The 17,368-nt window shown below is 58.8% G+C and carries 19 protein-coding genes and 1 other RNA gene; 13 read left to right on the plus strand and 7 right to left on the minus strand.

Annotated elements, in window-relative coordinates; all coding sequences use genetic code 11:
* Positions 1-7: 7 nt before the first annotated feature.
* From rarD to BLT54_RS00300, 4 genes are all read right to left on the minus strand, one after another.
* Entirely contained in the window at positions 8-925 is a 918-nt protein-coding gene (gene rarD / locus BLT54_RS00285) for an EamA family transporter RarD (protein WP_074639951.1), read from the minus strand.
* Positions 926-1,029: 104 nt separating this feature from the next.
* Positions 1,030-1,983 carry a hypothetical protein gene (locus BLT54_RS00290; protein WP_074639953.1) on the minus strand — a complete coding sequence of 318 codons (954 nt, stop codon included), beginning with the start codon at positions 1,981-1,983 and terminating at the stop codon, positions 1,030-1,032.
* A gap of 115 nt (positions 1,984-2,098) precedes the next feature.
* The gene (locus tag BLT54_RS00295) at positions 2,099-3,268 is read right to left on the minus strand and encodes an amidohydrolase (RefSeq protein ID WP_074639955.1); all 1,170 of its coding nucleotides are present in this window, start codon (positions 3,266-3,268) and stop codon (positions 2,099-2,101) included.
* Positions 3,269-3,416: 148 nt separating this feature from the next.
* Entirely contained in the window at positions 3,417-4,016 is a 600-nt protein-coding gene (locus tag BLT54_RS00300) for a superoxide dismutase (protein WP_074639958.1), read from the minus strand.
* Positions 4,017-4,355: 339 nt separating this feature from the next.
* Between BLT54_RS00300 and ccmI the strand changes: the two genes are divergently transcribed.
* Genes ccmI through BLT54_RS00315 form a run of 3 tightly spaced genes read left to right on the plus strand, consistent with a single transcriptional unit; the run spans position 4,356 to position 6,302 of the window.
* The gene (ccmI, locus tag BLT54_RS00305; protein WP_074639960.1) at positions 4,356-5,585 is read left to right on the plus strand and encodes a c-type cytochrome biogenesis protein CcmI; all 1,230 of its coding nucleotides are present in this window, start codon (positions 4,356-4,358) and stop codon (positions 5,583-5,585) included.
* Positions 5,582-6,055, plus strand: coding sequence for a Holliday junction resolvase RuvX (gene ruvX, locus BLT54_RS00310; RefSeq protein ID WP_425429320.1), 474 nt, complete (start codon positions 5,582-5,584; stop codon positions 6,053-6,055). Before ccmI ends, ruvX begins: the two co-directional genes overlap by 4 nt.
* Before the next feature lie 7 nt (positions 6,056-6,062).
* The gene (locus tag BLT54_RS00315; protein ID WP_074639962.1) at positions 6,063-6,302 is read left to right on the plus strand and encodes a DUF1289 domain-containing protein; all 240 of its coding nucleotides are present in this window, start codon (positions 6,063-6,065) and stop codon (positions 6,300-6,302) included.
* A 71-nt stretch (positions 6,303-6,373) separates the two neighbouring features.
* Here the strand turns inward: BLT54_RS00315 and BLT54_RS00320 are convergent, their stop codons facing one another.
* The gene (locus tag BLT54_RS00320) at positions 6,374-7,198 is read right to left on the minus strand and encodes a sulfite exporter TauE/SafE family protein (RefSeq protein ID WP_074639964.1); all 825 of its coding nucleotides are present in this window, start codon (positions 7,196-7,198) and stop codon (positions 6,374-6,376) included.
* A 168-nt stretch (positions 7,199-7,366) separates the two neighbouring features.
* Between BLT54_RS00320 and BLT54_RS00325 the strand changes: the two genes are divergently transcribed.
* On the plus strand, positions 7,367-8,563 hold the full coding sequence (locus tag BLT54_RS00325; RefSeq protein WP_074639966.1) for a multidrug effflux MFS transporter: 1,197 nt from the start codon (positions 7,367-7,369) through the stop codon (positions 8,561-8,563).
* Between the two features lie 12 nt (positions 8,564-8,575).
* Here the strand turns inward: BLT54_RS00325 and BLT54_RS00330 are convergent, their stop codons facing one another.
* Positions 8,576-9,568, minus strand: coding sequence for an MDR family oxidoreductase (locus BLT54_RS00330; RefSeq protein WP_074639968.1), 993 nt, complete (start codon positions 9,566-9,568; stop codon positions 8,576-8,578).
* A gap of 132 nt (positions 9,569-9,700) precedes the next feature.
* Between BLT54_RS00330 and BLT54_RS00335 the strand changes: the two genes are divergently transcribed.
* From BLT54_RS00335 to BLT54_RS00350, 4 genes are all read left to right on the plus strand, one after another.
* Entirely contained in the window at positions 9,701-10,462 is a 762-nt protein-coding gene (locus BLT54_RS00335) for a FadR/GntR family transcriptional regulator (protein ID WP_074639970.1), read from the plus strand.
* Between the two features lie 123 nt (positions 10,463-10,585).
* The gene (locus BLT54_RS00340) at positions 10,586-11,626 is read left to right on the plus strand and encodes an ABC transporter substrate-binding protein (RefSeq protein WP_143026699.1); all 1,041 of its coding nucleotides are present in this window, start codon (positions 10,586-10,588) and stop codon (positions 11,624-11,626) included.
* An 82-nt stretch (positions 11,627-11,708) separates the two neighbouring features.
* Positions 11,709-12,088, plus strand: a transfer-messenger RNA (tmRNA) gene (ssrA, locus tag BLT54_RS00345).
* A gap of 571 nt (positions 12,089-12,659) precedes the next feature.
* A complete protein-coding gene (locus BLT54_RS00350) occupies positions 12,660-12,932 on the plus strand; it encodes a hypothetical protein (protein ID WP_074639973.1) in 273 nt (90 codons plus the stop codon).
* A gap of 111 nt (positions 12,933-13,043) precedes the next feature.
* Here BLT54_RS00350 and BLT54_RS22995 read toward each other — a convergent pair whose 3' ends face one another.
* Positions 13,044-13,166: a hypothetical protein gene (locus BLT54_RS22995; protein WP_281241845.1), complete on the minus strand. Its 123-nt coding sequence runs from the start codon at positions 13,164-13,166 to the stop codon at positions 13,044-13,046.
* A gap of 86 nt (positions 13,167-13,252) precedes the next feature.
* Between BLT54_RS22995 and BLT54_RS00355 the strand changes: the two genes are divergently transcribed.
* The 5 genes from BLT54_RS00355 (at position 13,253) to BLT54_RS00375 (ending at position 17,236) form a co-directional block, all read left to right on the plus strand.
* Positions 13,253-13,678, plus strand: coding sequence for an ester cyclase (locus tag BLT54_RS00355; protein ID WP_074639975.1), 426 nt, complete (start codon positions 13,253-13,255; stop codon positions 13,676-13,678).
* Positions 13,679-13,851: 173 nt separating this feature from the next.
* Positions 13,852-14,604, plus strand: coding sequence for a phytochelatin synthase family protein (locus BLT54_RS00360; protein ID WP_074639977.1), 753 nt, complete (start codon positions 13,852-13,854; stop codon positions 14,602-14,604).
* A gap of 81 nt (positions 14,605-14,685) precedes the next feature.
* Positions 14,686-15,972: a chromate efflux transporter gene (gene chrA / locus BLT54_RS00365; protein WP_074639980.1), complete on the plus strand. Its 1,287-nt coding sequence runs from the start codon at positions 14,686-14,688 to the stop codon at positions 15,970-15,972.
* Positions 15,973-16,038: 66 nt separating this feature from the next.
* Positions 16,039-16,542, plus strand: coding sequence for an SspB family protein (locus BLT54_RS00370; protein ID WP_074639982.1), 504 nt, complete (start codon positions 16,039-16,041; stop codon positions 16,540-16,542).
* Positions 16,543-16,678: 136 nt separating this feature from the next.
* A complete protein-coding gene (locus tag BLT54_RS00375; RefSeq protein WP_074639985.1) occupies positions 16,679-17,236 on the plus strand; it encodes a class I SAM-dependent methyltransferase in 558 nt (185 codons plus the stop codon).
* The last annotated feature ends 132 nt before the right edge of the window (positions 17,237-17,368 follow it).

Raw genomic sequence — 17,368 nt, forward strand, 5'->3', positions numbered from 1 at the left:
GTCCCCCTCACCCCGCCCGCCGCAGCTTGCGCGCCGCCGACTCCGCCCGGATCGCTTGCACCGAATACAGTGCCAGAGCGGTCCAGATCAGCGGCATGGCGATGGCGTGCCAATGGGTGAAGGGTTCGCCAAAGATCAAAACGGCCAGTCCGAATTGGATCGTGGAGTTCCAATATTGCCCCATGCCGACCACCGTCATCGGCAAACGCCGCGCGGCTGTGGCGAAAAAGATCAAAGGCACGCCGGTGGCCAATCCGGCCGCGATCAACAGCAGACTGTCGGACAGGGACTGGCCAAACGCCCCCGCCGGTTGCGCCACACTGCCGCCCCAGCCGAACAGTTCCGCGCCGATCAAATAGGCCAAGGCGATGGGCACCAAAAGCACCACCTCGCCCGTCACCGACAGGATCGGCCCGGCATCAAGGGATTTCTTGATCGCGCCATAGCTGGCAAAGGTGATCGCCAAGGACAGCGCCAACCACGGCAAAGCCCCAAGCCCGATCCCCAAGACGAGCACGGCCAGCGCCGCCAAAAGGATCGCCGGGACTTGTAACCCGCGCAGCCTCTCGCGAAAGGCCAGCATGCCGATCAATGTGGCGACCAGCGGAAAGACGTAATAGCCAAACGAGGCCTCAAGCGCCTGCCCGGATTGGATCGCATAGATGAACAGACCCCAGTTCACCGACACCAAAAGCGAGGCCGGGATCACGTAGCGCAGCTTTGGCCCCCGCATCAGGGTCAACAGTTCGTGCAAACGGCCCTGATAGGCCAAATAGCCGCCAAACAACACACAGGTCCAAAGCGTGCGATGCGCCAGCACTTCAAAGGCGGGCACATCCGCCACCGCTTTGTAATAGAGGGGTGACAGGCCCCAAAGGGTCTGTGCGAGGATCAGGGCAACGAGGCCTTTTTGGGTGTCGGTCATGGGCCTCAAAGAGCGTGGATTTGGCGCGATGGCAACGCTCTAAATCCGCACAGGGGGCAGCGAATTCTCCGCAACCTGCGTCAGGTTTACGTCCAGCACAGGGCTTATTGCGCTGCGGGAGGCCATCGGCCATCTAGCGCGGTAAGAAACCGATCTCGCCCGTTGTCTGTTTTAAAACACGTTTTAGCATCCTCATTCGCGTCACTCGAAATTTTTGCTGCACGCTCACAAGCCACATCGACATGCGCAATCACGGCGAGGGCCTGTCTTTTGTTCAGGCTCCAGCCGACAGTTTTGGATTGATCTTGCGCCTGTTTCAAAGCCCGCGTCAGCCCTCTTGTGCTGTCCTCCTCCTCAAGGACATCAAGCTGCTTCTGAGTGGCATAGCGGTCATCATAGGCTTTGCAGCCCACGCCATTTGGCGACGTTTGACACGTCTCGTAAAAAACAGCATCGGTGTAGATCACGATCCCGTCTCGATAGGTGGCAGCCCCCCGACGCAACACAGGCACATAGCTATCGAGTTCTTTGTACAAGGACACAAGCGCCGTCGGATTAAGATCGGCAATATCCTTGACCTTATCGTCGAGATCCAAATTGATCAGTGCCGATTTTCCGAGGAAATACAGATCGCTTTGGACCTCGTAGCTTAGTGTTTCAAAAGAATAGCCATCTTTTGGGATTGCCTTTTTGTGGAATTCCTGACCTGCCTCCAGCTCCTTACGCGCACAGCGTGTCGATGAATCGGCGGTACTGGTCTGACACTCACCAATCGCCGCATAAAGATCTGCGAGCGTCCCATAGAGCGCGTTCAACCGCAACAATGTCGTATCCGCATCGGTTTCATCCTGCACCGTGTCCAATGCGAGTGGCGCAATCAAAAGTGTCGCCAAAAGATACCTGTCCGCACGTTGGTACTGATCCTTGGCGACAAAGAACCGATCCGCTTGGCGCGAGACAAAGCCTTCGGAGACGCCAAACTCATCCTTTATGGTTTCACATCCGCTCAAAAACGCAAACATCAGCCCTGCGACAGGCAGCAGTCCAAGCCCCTTCATAATAAACCCCTTCTAAACCTGATCCGTTTTCAATAGAAAACCACTATCACGAACGCGTGATTTTTTCACGGCGCTGGCGACGCTTTCAGTGGAAAAAGACGGGGATTTCCAGAATTCAGGACATTTTGTCTGTTTTTGAGGCAGAAAAAACCGCAATCCCCCGCAAGAAAATCTCTGCCCCGATCGGGATCAGAGCATCGGGGAAATCGAAATCCGGGTTGTGCAATTCGGGGTGATCGGTGCCCGAGCCCAGAAACAACATGGCGGCGGGGATTTCTGTCCCGAACAGGCCGAAATCCTCAGACGGGCGCATCGGGATTGCGCCTTTGACACGTGGCAAGCCCTGCGTGGCACTCTCTAAAAGCGCGGTGGCGGCGGGCGCGTTGACCGAGTGGCTGAACGGGTCATGCACGGTGATCACCGGGGCGAACTCAGCACCCATCGTCGCAATCAAGCCGCGCGCCTCGGCTTCCAAGGCCTCCATCTCCGCATTGAGCAATGTGCGCAGCGTGACCTGTAATTCCGCCTCGCCGGGGCTGATGCCAAAAGACGGCACGCCAAGCCGGGCATGGGTCACGGTGGCAAGACGAAAGCGCGGGTCTTCTGTCGGCACATCGCGTGACAGGGCCGCAAGCGCCGGGATCAGCCGCGCCAAAGCCAGCCCCGGAGAGCGGCCATTTTCGGGTCGTGCGGCATGGGAGGTTTGGCCAGTGAACGCGACATGCAGCCCTTTGGAGGCACAGGCCACCGGACCCTCTTGCAACGCCACAGCGCCCAAAGGCAGCTTTGGCAGATTGTGCAACGCAATCGCCATATCCGGCCTCAAAGCGGCAAATTTGGGATCGTCCAAAACCGCCCGCGCGCCCGCTCCGGTTTCCTCGGCGGGTTGGAACAACAGCACCACGCGTGTGGCCGGAGCGTGACGCGACAGCGCGGATGCGACCGCAAACAAGATCGCCATATGGCCGTCATGACCACACAGATGCCCGACGCCGTCGACCTCTGAGCGATGCTCCGGCCCTTCGGCCTCCAAGATTGGCAAAGCGTCCAGTTCAGCCCGGATCATCAGCGTTCTGTCGCCCGCGCCAAACACCGCCGCCACGCCTGTGCCGCCAAGCCCGGTGGCCACCTCCGCCCCGAATGTGCGCATCCGTGACGCGATCCGTTTGGCGGTCTCATGCTCGGCCCCGGAGACCTCGGGACAGCGATGCAACTCATGGCGCAGCGCCACGGCCTCGGCCAGCGTGTCGGGATCAAGGGTCCATGCGTTTGGCAATGGGGTCATGTCATGCGCTCCTTCGTCATATTGAGCCTATGTGACAAACTGCGCCGTGCCTGTCCACCGCCCCAAAGGCAATCCCGCCAAACGCAAAAGGACGCCCCGAGGGACGCCCTTTCAAATCCATGATGATCGCAAAGATCACATGCGCCGATCACATCCGGGAGGCAACGTTTTCCCAGTTGACCAGTTTGTCGAGGAAGTTCGACAGGTAGACCGGGCGTTTGTTGCGGAAGTCGATGTAGTAGGAATGCTCCCACACGTCACAGCCGAGCAAAGCGGTTTGACCGAAACAAAGCGGGTTCACGCCGTTTTCGGTCTTGGTGACTTTGAGGGCACCGTCGGTGTCTTTGACCAGCCAGGCCCAGCCGGAGCCGAACTGACCTGCGCCCGCGGCAGAGAATTGTTTTTTGAACTCGTCAACCGAGCCAAATGCCTCAACCAGCGCTTTTTCAAGCTCGCCCGGCATTTTTTTCTCGCCCGGACCCATCATGTCCCAAAATTGGCTGTGGTTCCAGTGCTGGGAGGCGTTGTTGAAGATGCCGGATTGGGCCACAGCAGAGGCATCGTAAGTGCCTTTGATGATCTCTTCGACAGATTTGCCTTCCCATTCGGTGCCCGCAACCAGCGTGTTGCCAGTGGTCACATAGGCGTTGTGGTGCATGTCATGGTGATACTCAAGCGTCTCTTTGGACATGCCGAGATCGGCCAGAGCGTCATGGGCGTAAGGAAGATCGGGAAGTTCGAATGCCATTGTAGGGCCTCCATTTCAGAAGTTGTGCGTTTCTGTCGGACATATACCTGAGCCGGGAGCGGTCCGGGGTCAAGGGCGAATGTTTAGACTCATTTGCAAAAACGGCGAACACCCGCTGTGGAGCAATGATCAGAGGCACATCGAATGTCGGATTTTGGTGATGTGGGTTTTCTGTTATGTCCCCGTGATGACGCGACCTATTCAGTATCTTACGTCGCAGCCGCCGCAGGATCAGGACGTCTCCTGAGCCATCCGGTCACACCTGCGTCATTGGGGGTTTCACGACAGGCAGCAGACGGGTAAAGCTGTGCATCACATCTGCCTTACATGGACCCTGACATGACCTTTTGGATCATTGCCTTCGCCATAGCCCTTTTGTCTATCGCCCCCATCGCTCTTGTGCTGCGCCGTGGGCGTGGAATGGGGGCGCAAAGCACCTCGACCGCCGAGATCGAAATGAAAGTCTACCGTGACCAACTCAAAGAGGTGGAGCGCGATCTGGCACGTGGGGTGCTCTCAAAGGAGGACGCCAAACGCGCCCGCACCGAAGTGTCGCGCCGGATGCTTGAGGCCGACAAAGAACATCAAGGCGGCAAAGCCGGTGCGCCCAAAGGCACGCTTTGGGGCGCCATCGTTTTGGCCGTTGCCCTTTTGGGCGGCGGGGTCTGGCTTTACAATGACCTCGGTGCACCGAACTATGAAGATCTGCCACTCACACATCGCATCGCCTTGGCCGACGAGATCCGCGCCACACGGATGAGCCAGGACGAAGCCGAAGCCAAAGTTCCGGCCACGCCGATGGCCCAACAAGCGGACCAGCAGTTGGTTGATCTTGTGATCAAATTGCGCGCGGCGTTGCAATCGCGCCCGGACGAGCTTGATGGGCATATTCTTTTGGCCCGCAACGAAGCCAATATCGGCAATTTCCGCAACGCCTATCGGGCGCAAAACGAGGTGATCCGCATCAAGGGTGAGGACGCCACCGCCGAAGACTATGCGCAAATGGCCAACATGATGATCTTGGCCGCGGGCGGGTTTGTGTCGCCAGAGGCCGAAACGGCCCTGTCCAGCGCACTCAAACGCGATCCAAACAATGGCATCGCCGTGTTTTTCTCCGGTCTGATGTTTGCCCAAAATGACCGTCCGGATATGACTTTTCGTCTCTGGCAACCGCTTTTGACACGCTCTGAGCCGACCGATCCTTGGCAGCCGCTCATTCGCGAGCAAATCGAAGCCGTGGCCCAGGCTGCGGGCATCCGCTACACCCTGCCGCCCGCCAACGATGGGTTGAAAGGCCCCTCGGCAGAAGACATGGAAAACGCCGCCGACATGACGCCGGACGAGCGCCAGGAGATGATCCGCGGCATGGTCGAAGGCCTGTCTGCACGTCTGGCCAATGAGGGTGGTACGCCGGAAGAATGGGCGCGGCTGATTTCCTCGCTGGCGATGCTGGGCGACACCGAACGGGCCAAAGCGATCTGGGGCGAGGCGCAGGTGATCTTTGGCGCCGACCCGGACAAACTGGCCGTGGTGCGCGGCGGGGCTGAACGCGCGGGTTTCGTCGAATGAGCGCGCTGATCACTGATGACATGGCCGAATTCGCCGCCACCCTGCCCGTGATGGCCCCTTTGGCGGGGTTGGATTTTGGCGACAAAACCATCGGCGTGGCGATCTCGGATCGGTTGCGCTCGGTCGCCTCACCGACCACCACGATCCGGCGCAAAAAATTCACTCTGGATGCCGAAGCGCTTTTGATCCTGTTCAAAGAACGCGAGGTCGGCGGCATCGTTTTGGGCCTGCCGCGCAATATGGATGGCTCCGAAGGCCCGCGCTGTCAAAAGACCCGCGCCTTTGCCCGCAATCTGGCGCAGCTGACCGAATATCCGATCACCTTTTGGGACGAACGCCTCTCGTCCGTGGCCGCAGACCGCGCCATGTTGGAGGCCGATATGTCGCGCGCCAAACGGGCCGAAAAAATCGACCAAGTCGCCGCTGGCGTGATCCTTCAGGGTGCGTTGGACCGGCTTGGGCATTTGTGAGGCTGCGATGACCGACGAGATTTGGCACCGTGACGAGATCGAGAGCCCTTGCACCAAGGTCTGTCAAATCCACCCAGACACGCGGCTGTGCCTTGGCTGCGCGCGCTCGATCGAGGAAATCGGCGCTTGGTCGCGGATGACGCCTGAGGTGCGGCAGGAGATCATGGCGGATTTGCCGAACCGCACCCCTGCCCCGACCACGCGCCGTGGTGGCCGGGCCGCGCGGCTGAAACGTCAGATTACCTGATTTTTCAGATTACCTGATTTTAGAGAGTATTTGGACTGCAATGAAACCCGTCTTCATGGCAGTCCAAATACTCAACCCATCATCGCCTTGCGCAGCATATTGAGTGCAACGAGGATCAGGAAACCACCAAACACCCGTTTAAGCGGTTTCGGGTCCATCGCATGGGCGATTTTCGCCCCCAAAGGTGCTGTGATGAGCGTCATTGAGATCACCACCAGAAAGGCCGCGATGTTCACGGCACCGATGGTGAAAGGCGGTGTCACCTCAGCCGGGATATCGACAAAGAGAAAGCCGATGACCGAGGGGATGGCGATGATCGCACCAAAGCCTGCGGCGGTGGCAACGGCGCGATGGATCGACACGCCGTAAAGCGTCATCGTTGGCACGCCAAAAGACCCGCCGCCAATGCCCATCAGCACCGACAAGAACCCGATCAGCGGCGAAATGACCCCCCGCATGAGGCCTTTGGGCATCTCAGAGCCCAACCGCCATGCGGCATTGCCAAAGGCCATATAGAGGCCGATGAACACGGCGACGCCGCCAAAAATCATCTGAAGCGTGACAGTGCGCAGGCTTGAGGCGACCAAAACGCCCACCACGGCGCCGATGACGATGCCGGGGGCGAAACTTTTGAGGATCGACCAGTCCACCGCGCCCTTTTTGTGATGCGACAGCACCGAGCGGATCGAGGTGACAATGATGGTGGCCAATGAGGTCGCCAGACAGATTTGCATCAACTGTGGCGAGCCATAGCCGAGGCCCGCAAAAGCGTAATAAAACGCCGGGACCAAGACGATGCCGCCGCCGACGCCCAAAAGCCCGGCCAAGATACCGGCAAACGCGCCAATGGCCGCGATCAACAGGGCGAAGGGCATCAAGGTTGCAAAGTCCATCATGTTTGGGTCCCTTATTCTACATTTTTCAACAGGCTTACCGACAGTTTCGCAGATTGACCAGAGGGGCAAAGCGCCCGAAACTCACCGGTGGCTCAGGCCAGTTTCTCCCATTTTGACCCGCAGCCGCTCTCACACAGCGCCCACACCCTCCCGAATGAAGGTTTCCCCATGTCTCCGCTGTTCAAAAGCGCCCTTGTTTTGGGCCTTCTTTCTGCCGTTGGGCCTTTTGCCATCGACATGTTCCTGCCCGCGCTTCCGACGATTGCGGCGGATCTTCGTGCCAGTGTCGGTACGACGCAGGGCACGATTTCGTTTTATTTCATGGCCTTTGGTCTGTCGCAGTTGATCTATGGCCCCTTGGCCGACCAAGCCGGGCGCAAAGTGCCGATCTATATCGGGCTGACTTTGTTCATTGCGGGGTCTGTTGCGGCCACGCTTGCGCCGACGATTGCGGCGCTGATCACCGCGCGGATGATTCAGGGGGCGGGCGCGGCCTCGCTTATGGTGGTGACCCGCGCGATCATTCGCGATCAATATCGCGGCTATGAAGCGACACGGCTGATGTCCTTGGTGATGCTAGTGTTTTCGGTCTCACCAATGTTTGCGCCCCTCGCGGGTTCTGGCTTGATCCTGTTGACCGGGTGGCGCGGCGTCTTTGCGGCGATGGCGGTGGCCGGGGTCGTGGCCTTTGTCATCACAGCCCTGTTGCAACCGGAAACCTTGCCGAAAGACAAGCGCGTCAAGGTCAGTCTGAGCGCGATGGCGCGCGGAGCCCGGACGCTGTTTCACGATCCGGTGTTTTTGGGGCTGACCTTTATTGGCGCGTTTTCGATGTCGGCATTTTTCGTCTTTATCGCCTCGGCGTCTTTTGTCTACACCCAGAGCTTCGGCCTGACACCGGCGCAGTTCTCCCTGGCCTTTACGGTCAATGCCATGGGATTTATCGGCGCGTCACAGATCGCACCGGGGCTGATGCGCAAACATGGGGCGTTGAAGATCATCAGCCTCGGCGTGTTTGGCTATGCCGCCTCGATGCTGGCGCTGTTTGCACTGGTGCTTGCGGGCTTTGGCACGTTTTGGGTCATGGTGGCCGGGCTTGTCGCCACCTTTGCCTTTGTCGGCCTGGTCATCCCAACCGCCATGGTTGCGTCTCTGGACGATCATGGCGAGATTGCCGGGCTGGCCTCCTCATTGGGCGGCACGTTACAGATGGTTGCGGGTGGGATCATGACCGCCGCCGCAGGGCCGTTCTTTGACGGAACGCCCCTGCCGATGGTGGCGGCGATGATGACCTGTTCCCTGATTGCGCTGATCCTTTTGCTGGTGGTCACACCGCGGGCGCGGATGCGGATGACACCGTTTTGAGGCCTCCTCAGGTCAGCCGTTCAGATCGACCACAACCCGGCCTTTGATCCCGCCTTTGAGGATCAACGCCCCAAGCTCCGGCAGGTCTTCGAGCCGGGCGGGATGGATCATCTCTTCGAGCTTTTCCATTGGCAGATCTGTCGCAATGCGCGCCCAGGCTCGCAGGCGCGCCTCTTTCGGCTGCATCACACTGTCGATGCCCAAGAGGTTCACACCGCGCAACAGAAATGGAATCACTGACGTCGGCAAAGCCGCGCCGCCCGCCAACCCCACAGCAGCCACAGAGCCACCGTATTTCATCTGGCCCAAGACGCGCGCCAACATCTCGCCGCCGACCGCATCGACGCAGCCCGCCCATGTCTCGGTTTCGAGCGGGCGTTTGACCACCTCGTTGATCTCTTCGCGCGCCACGATTTGGGTCGCGCCCAGATCGCGCAGGTAGTCCGCGCTCTCGGGGCGTCCGGTGACGGCGGCGACCTCATAGCCCAGATGCGCGAGGATCGCGGTGGCGACCGACCCGACACCGCCCGAGGCCCCCGTGATCAAAACCGGGCCCTGCCCCGGTTTCAACCCGTGATCTTCCAAGGCCATCACCGCCAACATCGCGGTCAAGCCCGCCGTGCCAACCGCCATGGCTTGACGCGTGTTCAGACCTTTCGGCAGCGGCACCAGCCAGTCGGATTTGACCCGCGCCTGTTGTGCATAGCCGCCCCAATGCACCTCGCCCACGCGCCAACCTGTCAAAACCACCGGATCGCCGGGGTTGAAATCGGGGCTGTCAGAGCTTGCGACCGTGCCGGCGAAATCAATGCCCGGCACATGCGGATAGGTGCGCACCAAACCGCCGCCTTTGGGCGACAGGCACAGCCCGTCTTTGTAATTGAGGGTGGAATAGTCGACCTTGACCACCACATCGCCCTCGGGCAGCGCATTCGTGTCGATCTGTTTGATCTGCGCCGTTGCAAGCCCGTCCTCGCCTTGTTCCATCACCAATGCTTTGAACATATGTCTCTCCCGTTTTGTCGAAATGGCCGCTGTGCCCCGCAGGGCGTGCCAGATGGTCTTGCCAGATGGTCTTGCAAGCGGCGCTGAGTCTCCCCATAAATGTCAGACAATTAAATCGTGAGCGCAAGTCAAATGCCTGACAATTCAAAATCGCAGCAAAAAACGGCTGAAAAAGACCTTTCTGCCCAGATCGCGCAGGCCATTCGCGATGCGATCCTGTCCGGGGATTTGGTGGCGGATGATCGGTTGCCGTCTGAGGCAGAGCTGTCGGACACCTACGGCGTGTCGCGCCCGACCGTACGCGAAGCGCTTAAACGGCTGGCGGCGCAAAGCCTGATCCGCACCAAACGCGGCGCGTCGGGCGGGGCCTTTGTCCATCGGCTGTCCTATCCCGAGGCCTACAGCCAATTGGCCACGACAGCGACGCTGTTGCTCAGCCTCAATGAGGTGGATTTTGCGACCGCCTGCCGCGCCCGGTTTGCGCTTGAACGCGGCTGCGCGCCGCTTTCGGCGCAAAACCGCAGCGTCGATCATTTGGCCGCGATGCGGGCCGAAATCACCCGCCAATCGCAACCCGGCCTCTCAGACGAAGCGTTTTGTGCCTCTGATGTGGCCTTTCACCGGGCTTTGGTCGATGGCGCCAGCAACCCGGTTCTGTCCTGGCATTTGGCGGGAGCTGTGGAGGGAATGCAGCCATTGATGAATATGATCACCTTTCGCAATCGCGACAGGGCCGAAATTGTGGCGCTGCACATTCGGATCACGGATGCCCTTGAGGCCCGCGATGCGGCGCTGATCGACCAGTTTTTGAACGCGCTTTGCACGGTAACGCTACGTCAAGCGGAAGCCTCCGAAGCGCTGCACGCGCAGAAAAACTCCGGCGCGCCCATCTAATTTGATCAAATTATCAGCAAAGCGATAGAAAAAGCCCAAACCGGCCCTCTCTCCCCCTTGCACAAGTCAAAACCCGTGATAGCGTCGATCACTGAAATTGGTCCACTTTAGGGAGACGACCCAATGAACAGCTTTAAACGTCTGTGCGCCTCAACGGCCCTTGCCACGCTTGCGGGCGCGGGTTTTGCGGAAGACTCAGATCTGCTTGTGTTTGATTACTCCGGTTTTGAAAACGCCGACTTCCACACCAAATATATCGAGAAAAATGGCGACGTGCCGTCGTTTGCCTTCTTTGGCGAGGAAGACGAAGCGCTGCAAAAACTCGTCTCCGGCTTTAAAGCCGACGTCAGCCATGTCTGCGCCGGCTCGGTGATGAAATGGGTCGAAAGCGGCATTCTGGAAGCTTGGGACACCTCCAAAATCACCGATTACGCCAACCTCGACAGCAACCTGTTGGGCGCAGATACGGCGGCGGCGACGTCCTATTTTATCCCGTCCGATTTCGGCTCCACCGCCATCGCCTATAACATGGATGAGGTGCCCGCCGAAGATGTCGCCTCGCTTCAGGTGTTCAAAAACCCGAAATACGAAGGCCGCATGACCCTGCCGGACAACGTCGATGACGCCTATGCACTCGCCTATCTGGCGACCGGCACGACCAATTGGCAAAACGCCACGGATGAGCAATTCGAAGCCGCCTCTGACTGGCTGCGCGAAGTCCACCCGAACCTGCGCACCTATTGGACCGATCCGGGCGAATTGGCTCAGCTTTTGGCCACGGGCGAAGTGTTGGTGGCATGGGCATGGAACGAAACCTACCCGACCATGGTCGGAGAAGAGTTCCCGATCGGCTTTCAGCGCCAAGCCACGGAAGGCTCCTCGCTGTGGCTTTGTGGCTATGTGAACCTCAAAGACGCTCCCGGCGCGGAAGACAAAGCCTATGACTTTATCAACGGCTTCTTGGATGTCGCCAATGCCGCCCCTTTGATGGAGGCGGGTTACGGCACGCCGAACCTCAAAGGTCTTGCCACTTTGGGTGATCAAACCTTGGTCGATGCTGGCCTTGAGCCGATTGACGCCCCGATTCTGGCCCAATTGCCGATGTCCATTGAGTTGCGCGAAAAGCAATCCGAGGCCTTTGAGAAAATCAAAGCCGGGTTCTAAGCCAGTCTCAGCGTCCCCAAAAGAAACGCCGCTCCTTTCGGGGCGGCGTTTTGCGTTTGATCGAGACCATCCCTCTTCTGCCCCTCTTGAACCCAGCCCCGGAACCGCTTAGGTATGAGGTGTTCGGGCAACCGGACTATGGACATAAACGCGCTCGTAATACGCGGATCGGACCCGGGGGCGGTACCCGGCGTCTCCACCATATACCCATCGGTTTGGACCTTCATTTGAGGCCTCAGCGATTTGGATCATGGGGACGAAATAGGATCGACGGACGTCTAAAGGGGTTTGCTTTGTTTCGGTGAGTTACCACCGTTATCGGTACACTAAAGCTAGTTGCAAATGACAACAAAGCTCCGATGGCTCTCGCAGCGTAAGCTGTGCGAAATATCGAAACCTAAGCCCTTAGGTTTAGCGACTTAAGGCGGGGTTCGCAGGTACCTGGCAACAGAAACCTGCACTTTACTTTTTTAACGCTAAGCATATGTTTTATCCCATCTTTCTCTTTACAGTTTTTCAGTGTTTTACAGTTTTATCCTGCTTACGTTCTCTTAAGTCACGCAAGACCGCCTGACCGCCCGCTTTCCGGTCTACATAGGGCTGTAGTGTTCGATAATCTCCACCGACATTCCTGCCATGCTGGCAATCTGTTGGCTTTTTACCCGCACTGCCGAAGGCGGATCACGGCATTTGCCCGCACCCTGAGCAACTCCGCCGCCTGTTGAGCTTTGAGCTCCAACGGATAACGAGTGGCCTCCACCTGCATCAGATTTACCTGTTTCCAGTTTCAACTGGATAAGCCGAAATAAATCGAATCAAAAGAAAACGCGTCTTTATGTTCAATGTGTTACATGTCGTTTCTCCACGCACGTTTGCGTGATTTCGCATGCGTTTCCGTCATTTTTCGTGCCCATGTGGCGACCTGCTTTTGCCGTCAATGCCCGTGGCCGCCTACCTGCCGAAGGAAGGTGCGTGACAAGCTCCGGGGCACGCAGCGGCGTGGTACCCTGCGGAAGGTACAAAGGAGAACGATATGTCCAATAATGATCCAAAGAAGATGAAGGCCGCGTGGCGCGCATATATCCAAGCGGAAAAAGAGAAGGTGAGCGCATTGGGTACCTATCTCGCCGAGATACAAGGTTACTCGGATATTTCAGGCGCGAGTGCGGCACATCGCTACATAGCGGAACGTGATGGCGATTCCCTTAACGAAGTTTCGAAACTTCATCCGCTTGAGCTTGCCAATGCCCTTTCGAACGAAACGGCGCGGCTTCTCGAAAGCTTCCGGGAGTCTTTTGAAGATTAATGGTACACCCAGCCTGATCAATTGACGTGCCCCGGCAATCGTCGCCGGGGCATATAGCCCGCCACGCCCCGAAGGAGGCCGGGACCGCGCACCGCGCGGCGCTGGACTTGCTCAATCGTCGACATCGGAGGTCCCCAGTTTCGCCAGAATGTCACGCATCTGCCGGTCGATGGCGGCAACAGCGGCGGCAGTCAGGTGCCCAAGGTCGGTGCGAAGCTGCGAGGGTAAGGTCAAGCGACAAATCCGTCTGGATTTAAACCAATCCTTCACGGGTTTTCACCCATACTCTGCATAGGTCATGGACAGAGGCGGATGAGGGAATGAATGGTGTTGAGCTGCTGAAAGCATGGTATGAACGGGTTTGGGTTCAGGGCGATTTATCCGCGATTGATGACTATTTCGACATCTCAGGTGCCGCCTCCGGTTTGATGAGCGATCTCGCCACCGAGCTTGAGGATTTTCGCGTTCTCGTCCCCGCCGTACGACAGGCGTTGCGCGATCTGTCCTGTGAGATTCTCGATTCGATGGAACAGGGCGATCAGGCCTGGGTCCGAATGCGCCTGAACGCAAAACGCGCCATGGATATGACACCGGTCTCCATTGCGGGTCAGGTGATGATCCGCACCAAGGATGGCAAAATCTGCGAAGCCTATAACAACTTTGATTTTGTCAGCTATTTTGAACAAATGGGTCACCTTCCGCCCAACACAGTCGCGCTCTGTCTTGCGGGTGAAACTTTAGGCTGAGCTTGGACTGCACAATGAGCAAAATACGATTTTTCTTGCTTTGCGCAAAATTTGATCAAAAGTGACGAGGCCGGGCCCTTTGCCTGCCCCAAAAGCAATGCCAAACGCGCCCTCTGTATCAGGCGCATCCGGGGTAGATCATCGCCTGTCCGGCGTCTTTCCATAGGTGATCCATGACCAAATTCCTTGCTCTTCCTCTGGCTCTCGCAACGCTCGCGTCCCTGCCCCTGAGCGCACAAGACGCGCCACTGCCGAAACTCGGGCCAAACGCGACCCCCGTCACGCAGGCCACGGACTATCTGCGCCAAACGCCCGCGCCTGATTACTGGGCCTTCGCGCCCTATGTAAAAATGCAATTCACCACCTCCGCCTGCTCGGTCGCCGCCGTCACCGGGGCTGTCAACGGCTTGTCCGGCCTGCCCGCCAATGCCGAAGACACGGTGATGACCCAACCTGACCTGTTGGACCGCGTCGGCGATGCCCATTGGTCGGAGATTTCCGCCGAGGGCGGCGATGGCGTGACCTTTGCCGAGCTTGAAACCTATGCCGGAAAGGCGCTTGTCGCGGCGGGTCTCGACAGCTACGCGGTCAGTTCCTTTAAACCCACCGATGCCTCAGAGGCCACGCGCGCCACCGTGCGTGAGTGGTTGACGCTCAACGAACAAAGCGCCGAAGACGCGATGATGATCTATTTCAACCAAGGCGTCGTCACCGGCGATTGGGACGGCCCGCATGTTTCCGTGATCGGCGCCTATGATGCCGCCAAGGACGCGGTGTTGATCTTAGAGGTCGATCAGGAATGGTACATCCCCTATTGGACCTCGGTGCCGGTCTTGGTTGAGGCGATGTTGAAACCGACTTCGGCGGAGCATGGCGTGCTTGAGGGCGAAACCGGCGGTTTGGTGCGTCTGGCACTGGCAAATTGAGCCTCTAACCCTTGACCCAAACGCAGGGGCGTTTACCAAAGGCGTGCCGGACATGACGCCCGGACTAACGCGAGCGCCCAAATGACGCCCCTGCCACAGATTGCCAGTCCCACAACACCCCTGCCCGACTTTCTCAAAGCCTTTGCCCGCATCGGGCTTTTGTCCTTTGGCGGCCCGGCGGCGCAGATTGCGGTGATGCACCGCGAAGTGGTCGAGAGCCGCGGCTGGATGGACGAGGACGGGTTTCTCTCCGCGCTGTCCTTTTGCATGATGTTGCCCGGCCCCGAAGCGATGCAGCTTGCCACCTATTGTGGCTGGCGCTTGCGCGGTGTGCCCGGCGGCGTCATCGCGGGGCTGTTTTTCGTCCTCCCCGGCGCATTGGTCATGTTGGTTTTGGCCGCGCTTTACGCCCATTTCGGCCACCTGCCCCTTTCTGAGGCGCTGTTTTTAGGCGTCAAAGCCACAGTGACCCTGATCGTGCTGCAAGCCCTGTTCCGCTTGGGTAAAAAGGCCTTGGGGCGGGGGGATCGCTGGGCTTTGGCGGTGATCTCTTTCGTGCTCATCACCGGGTTTGCCGTCCCGTTCCCGGTGATCGTTGTGGCCGCCGCGCTTTACGGTGGCATCACCGCAACCCCGACACAGGCCCAAAAACTGGCTCAAAAACGGGCCGTTCCCAAAGCCCACCACCTGCCCCGCACGCTCGCGATTTGGGGCGCGCTGTGGGCCGCGCCTTTGTTGGTCCTTTGGGCCACGGGCCAAGAGCGGCTTTTGGCGATCGGGCTGTTTTTCTCCCGCCTCGCGGTGGTGACCTTTGGCGGGGCTTACGCGGTTTTGGCCTATATGAGCCAAGAGGTGGTCAACAACCAAGGCTGGCTTACGCCCGAGGCCATGCTCGACGGCTTGGGTCTGGCTGAAACCACGCCGGGGCCGCTGATTTTGGTCACGGAGTTCGTCGGCTATATGGCGGCGACACCTTTGGGCCTTTGGGGCGGCGTGATCGGTGCGGCTTTGACGCTATGGGTCACCTTTGTGCCTTGTTTTCTCTGGATTTTCGCCGGAGCCCCTTACATCGACTGGATCAGCACCCGCCCGCGGCTCTCAAATGCGCTCAAGGCGATCACCGCCGCCGTGGTGGGCGTCATCGCCTCGCTGTCTTGGTGGTTCACCCTGCATGTGCTCTTTGCCCAAACCGCGCGGCTGACTCTGGGGCCTTTGCGCCTTGATTTGCCGATGCTCCAGAGCCTTGATCTCAGGGCCCTTGCCCTCATGATGCTGGCGGGCGGGTTGCTCTTTGGGCTTAAACGCGGATTGATGACCGTGCTGGCTCTCGTGGCGCTTGCGGGCCTCGCGTTTCATATTGTCCTTTGATGACCTCTTTCCTTAGCCGCAGAATCTCGTATGCTGCACCACAGGAGACACAGAAAGGATGCACAGATGGCCAAAACCATCGACTACGGGAACCTCATGCATGACGCGATGCGTGGTCTGATCCGTAAGGTGCTGGACGGCGTGGCGAAAGACGGCCTGCCGGGGGATCATCATTTCTTTATCACCTTCGACACCATGCACCCGGATGTGGAACTGGCCGATTGGCTCTCGGATCGCTATCCCGAGGAAATGACCATCGTCATTCAGCATTGGTTCGACAATCTCGAAGTCACTGATGATGGCGTGGCGATCACGCTGAATTTCGGCGACAGCCCGGAGCCTTTGTACATCCCCTATGACGCGATCCGCACCTTTGTCGACCCGTCGGTGGAATTCGGTCTGCGCTTTGAGACCCAGGATTACGACGTCGAAGAGATGGACGGCGACGAGATTCCCCATGACGCCGAAGTCAAAAGTTTCGAGCGCAAGGATGAGACCGACACATCCGGCACCGCAACGGACGGGCCGAAAGAGGCGGAAATCGTCTCGCTCGACAAGTTTCGCAAATGAGGGAGGGGCTGCGTGGCCCCTTTTTAACAGCCGCGAAACAGCTTCGTGAATTTTACGTAACGCGATCCGCTCCCCCCTTGTCAGATTACGCGGCGATGGGCACTTCTGTCTCAGCATCACGCCAGAGGAGAGCCACATGCCACGCGATTTTGCTGTTTTCCTTGGAGAGATGATCCGCAACCCCGACGATGTGCGCGCGATTGCGCCCTCCTCCTCGGCGATGGCGCGGGTCATGGCGGCGGGGCTTGAAGACATTGACGGGCCTATCGTGGAAATTGGACCGGGCACCGGCGTGTTCACCCGCGCGATTTTGGAACGCGGCGTGGCGCCCGAGCGGCTCACCCTGTTTGAACTGAACGCCCGGTTTTGTGACGATCTGCGCAGCAAATTCCCCGGCGTTCAGGTGCTCAACCGCTCCGCCACCGAAATCCATCACGTCCTGCCCCCCCATGTCGGCGCGGTTTTGTCCGGCGTGCCGTTGCTCAACCGCCCCACGTTGCAAGACGGCATCCTCGCCTCGGTCTTCGCCTCCCTGCGTCCGGGCGGCATCTTTACCCAATTCACCTATGCGTTCAGTTCGCCGATTGAACCGGACATGCAGCGTCAGCACGGCATCATGGCGCGCAAAAAGGGCACGATCTGGGCCAATCTGCCGCCCGCGCGGGTGTTTGAATACACGCGTCAGCCGATTTAGACCTGCAGGCGGCCAAACCCGGCGATCTTTTAGCGCTATCAGGGGGATGTATGCGTCCGTATACATTGCATGAGCCCCCCCGAGCGCGTATAGCCGAGGCAATATTTGGCATCGCACCAAGGGAGATCCCCC

The sequence above is a fragment of the Celeribacter baekdonensis genome, assembly GCF_900102315.1.
Taxonomy (GTDB): domain Bacteria; phylum Pseudomonadota; class Alphaproteobacteria; order Rhodobacterales; family Rhodobacteraceae; genus Celeribacter; species Celeribacter baekdonensis.

Coding starts and splice junctions, on each gene's coding strand:
- rarD (WP_074639951.1), bottom strand. CDS start 925: ATGACCGACACCCAAAAAGGCCTCGTTGCCCTGATCCTCGCACAGACC.
- BLT54_RS00290 (WP_074639953.1), bottom strand. CDS start 1,983: ATGAAGGGGCTTGGACTGCTGCCTGTCGCAGGGCTGATGTTTGCGTTT.
- BLT54_RS00295 (WP_074639955.1), bottom strand. CDS start 3,268: ATGACCCCATTGCCAAACGCATGGACCCTTGATCCCGACACGCTGGCC.
- BLT54_RS00300 (WP_074639958.1), bottom strand. CDS start 4,016: ATGGCATTCGAACTTCCCGATCTTCCTTACGCCCATGACGCTCTGGCC.
- ccmI (WP_074639960.1), top strand. CDS start 4,356: ATGACCTTTTGGATCATTGCCTTCGCCATAGCCCTTTTGTCTATCGCC.
- ruvX (WP_425429320.1), top strand. CDS start 5,582: ATGAGCGCGCTGATCACTGATGACATGGCCGAATTCGCCGCCACCCTG.
- BLT54_RS00315 (WP_074639962.1), top strand. CDS start 6,063: ATGACCGACGAGATTTGGCACCGTGACGAGATCGAGAGCCCTTGCACC.
- BLT54_RS00320 (WP_074639964.1), bottom strand. CDS start 7,198: ATGATGGACTTTGCAACCTTGATGCCCTTCGCCCTGTTGATCGCGGCC.
- BLT54_RS00325 (WP_074639966.1), top strand. CDS start 7,367: ATGTCTCCGCTGTTCAAAAGCGCCCTTGTTTTGGGCCTTCTTTCTGCC.
- BLT54_RS00330 (WP_074639968.1), bottom strand. CDS start 9,568: ATGTTCAAAGCATTGGTGATGGAACAAGGCGAGGACGGGCTTGCAACG.
- BLT54_RS00335 (WP_074639970.1), top strand. CDS start 9,701: ATGCCTGACAATTCAAAATCGCAGCAAAAAACGGCTGAAAAAGACCTT.
- BLT54_RS00340 (WP_143026699.1), top strand. CDS start 10,586: ATGAACAGCTTTAAACGTCTGTGCGCCTCAACGGCCCTTGCCACGCTT.
- BLT54_RS00350 (WP_074639973.1), top strand. CDS start 12,660: ATGTCCAATAATGATCCAAAGAAGATGAAGGCCGCGTGGCGCGCATAT.
- BLT54_RS00355 (WP_074639975.1), top strand. CDS start 13,253: ATGAATGGTGTTGAGCTGCTGAAAGCATGGTATGAACGGGTTTGGGTT.
- BLT54_RS00360 (WP_074639977.1), top strand. CDS start 13,852: ATGACCAAATTCCTTGCTCTTCCTCTGGCTCTCGCAACGCTCGCGTCC.
- chrA (WP_074639980.1), top strand. CDS start 14,686: ATGACGCCCCTGCCACAGATTGCCAGTCCCACAACACCCCTGCCCGAC.
- BLT54_RS00370 (WP_074639982.1), top strand. CDS start 16,039: ATGGCCAAAACCATCGACTACGGGAACCTCATGCATGACGCGATGCGT.
- BLT54_RS00375 (WP_074639985.1), top strand. CDS start 16,679: ATGCCACGCGATTTTGCTGTTTTCCTTGGAGAGATGATCCGCAACCCC.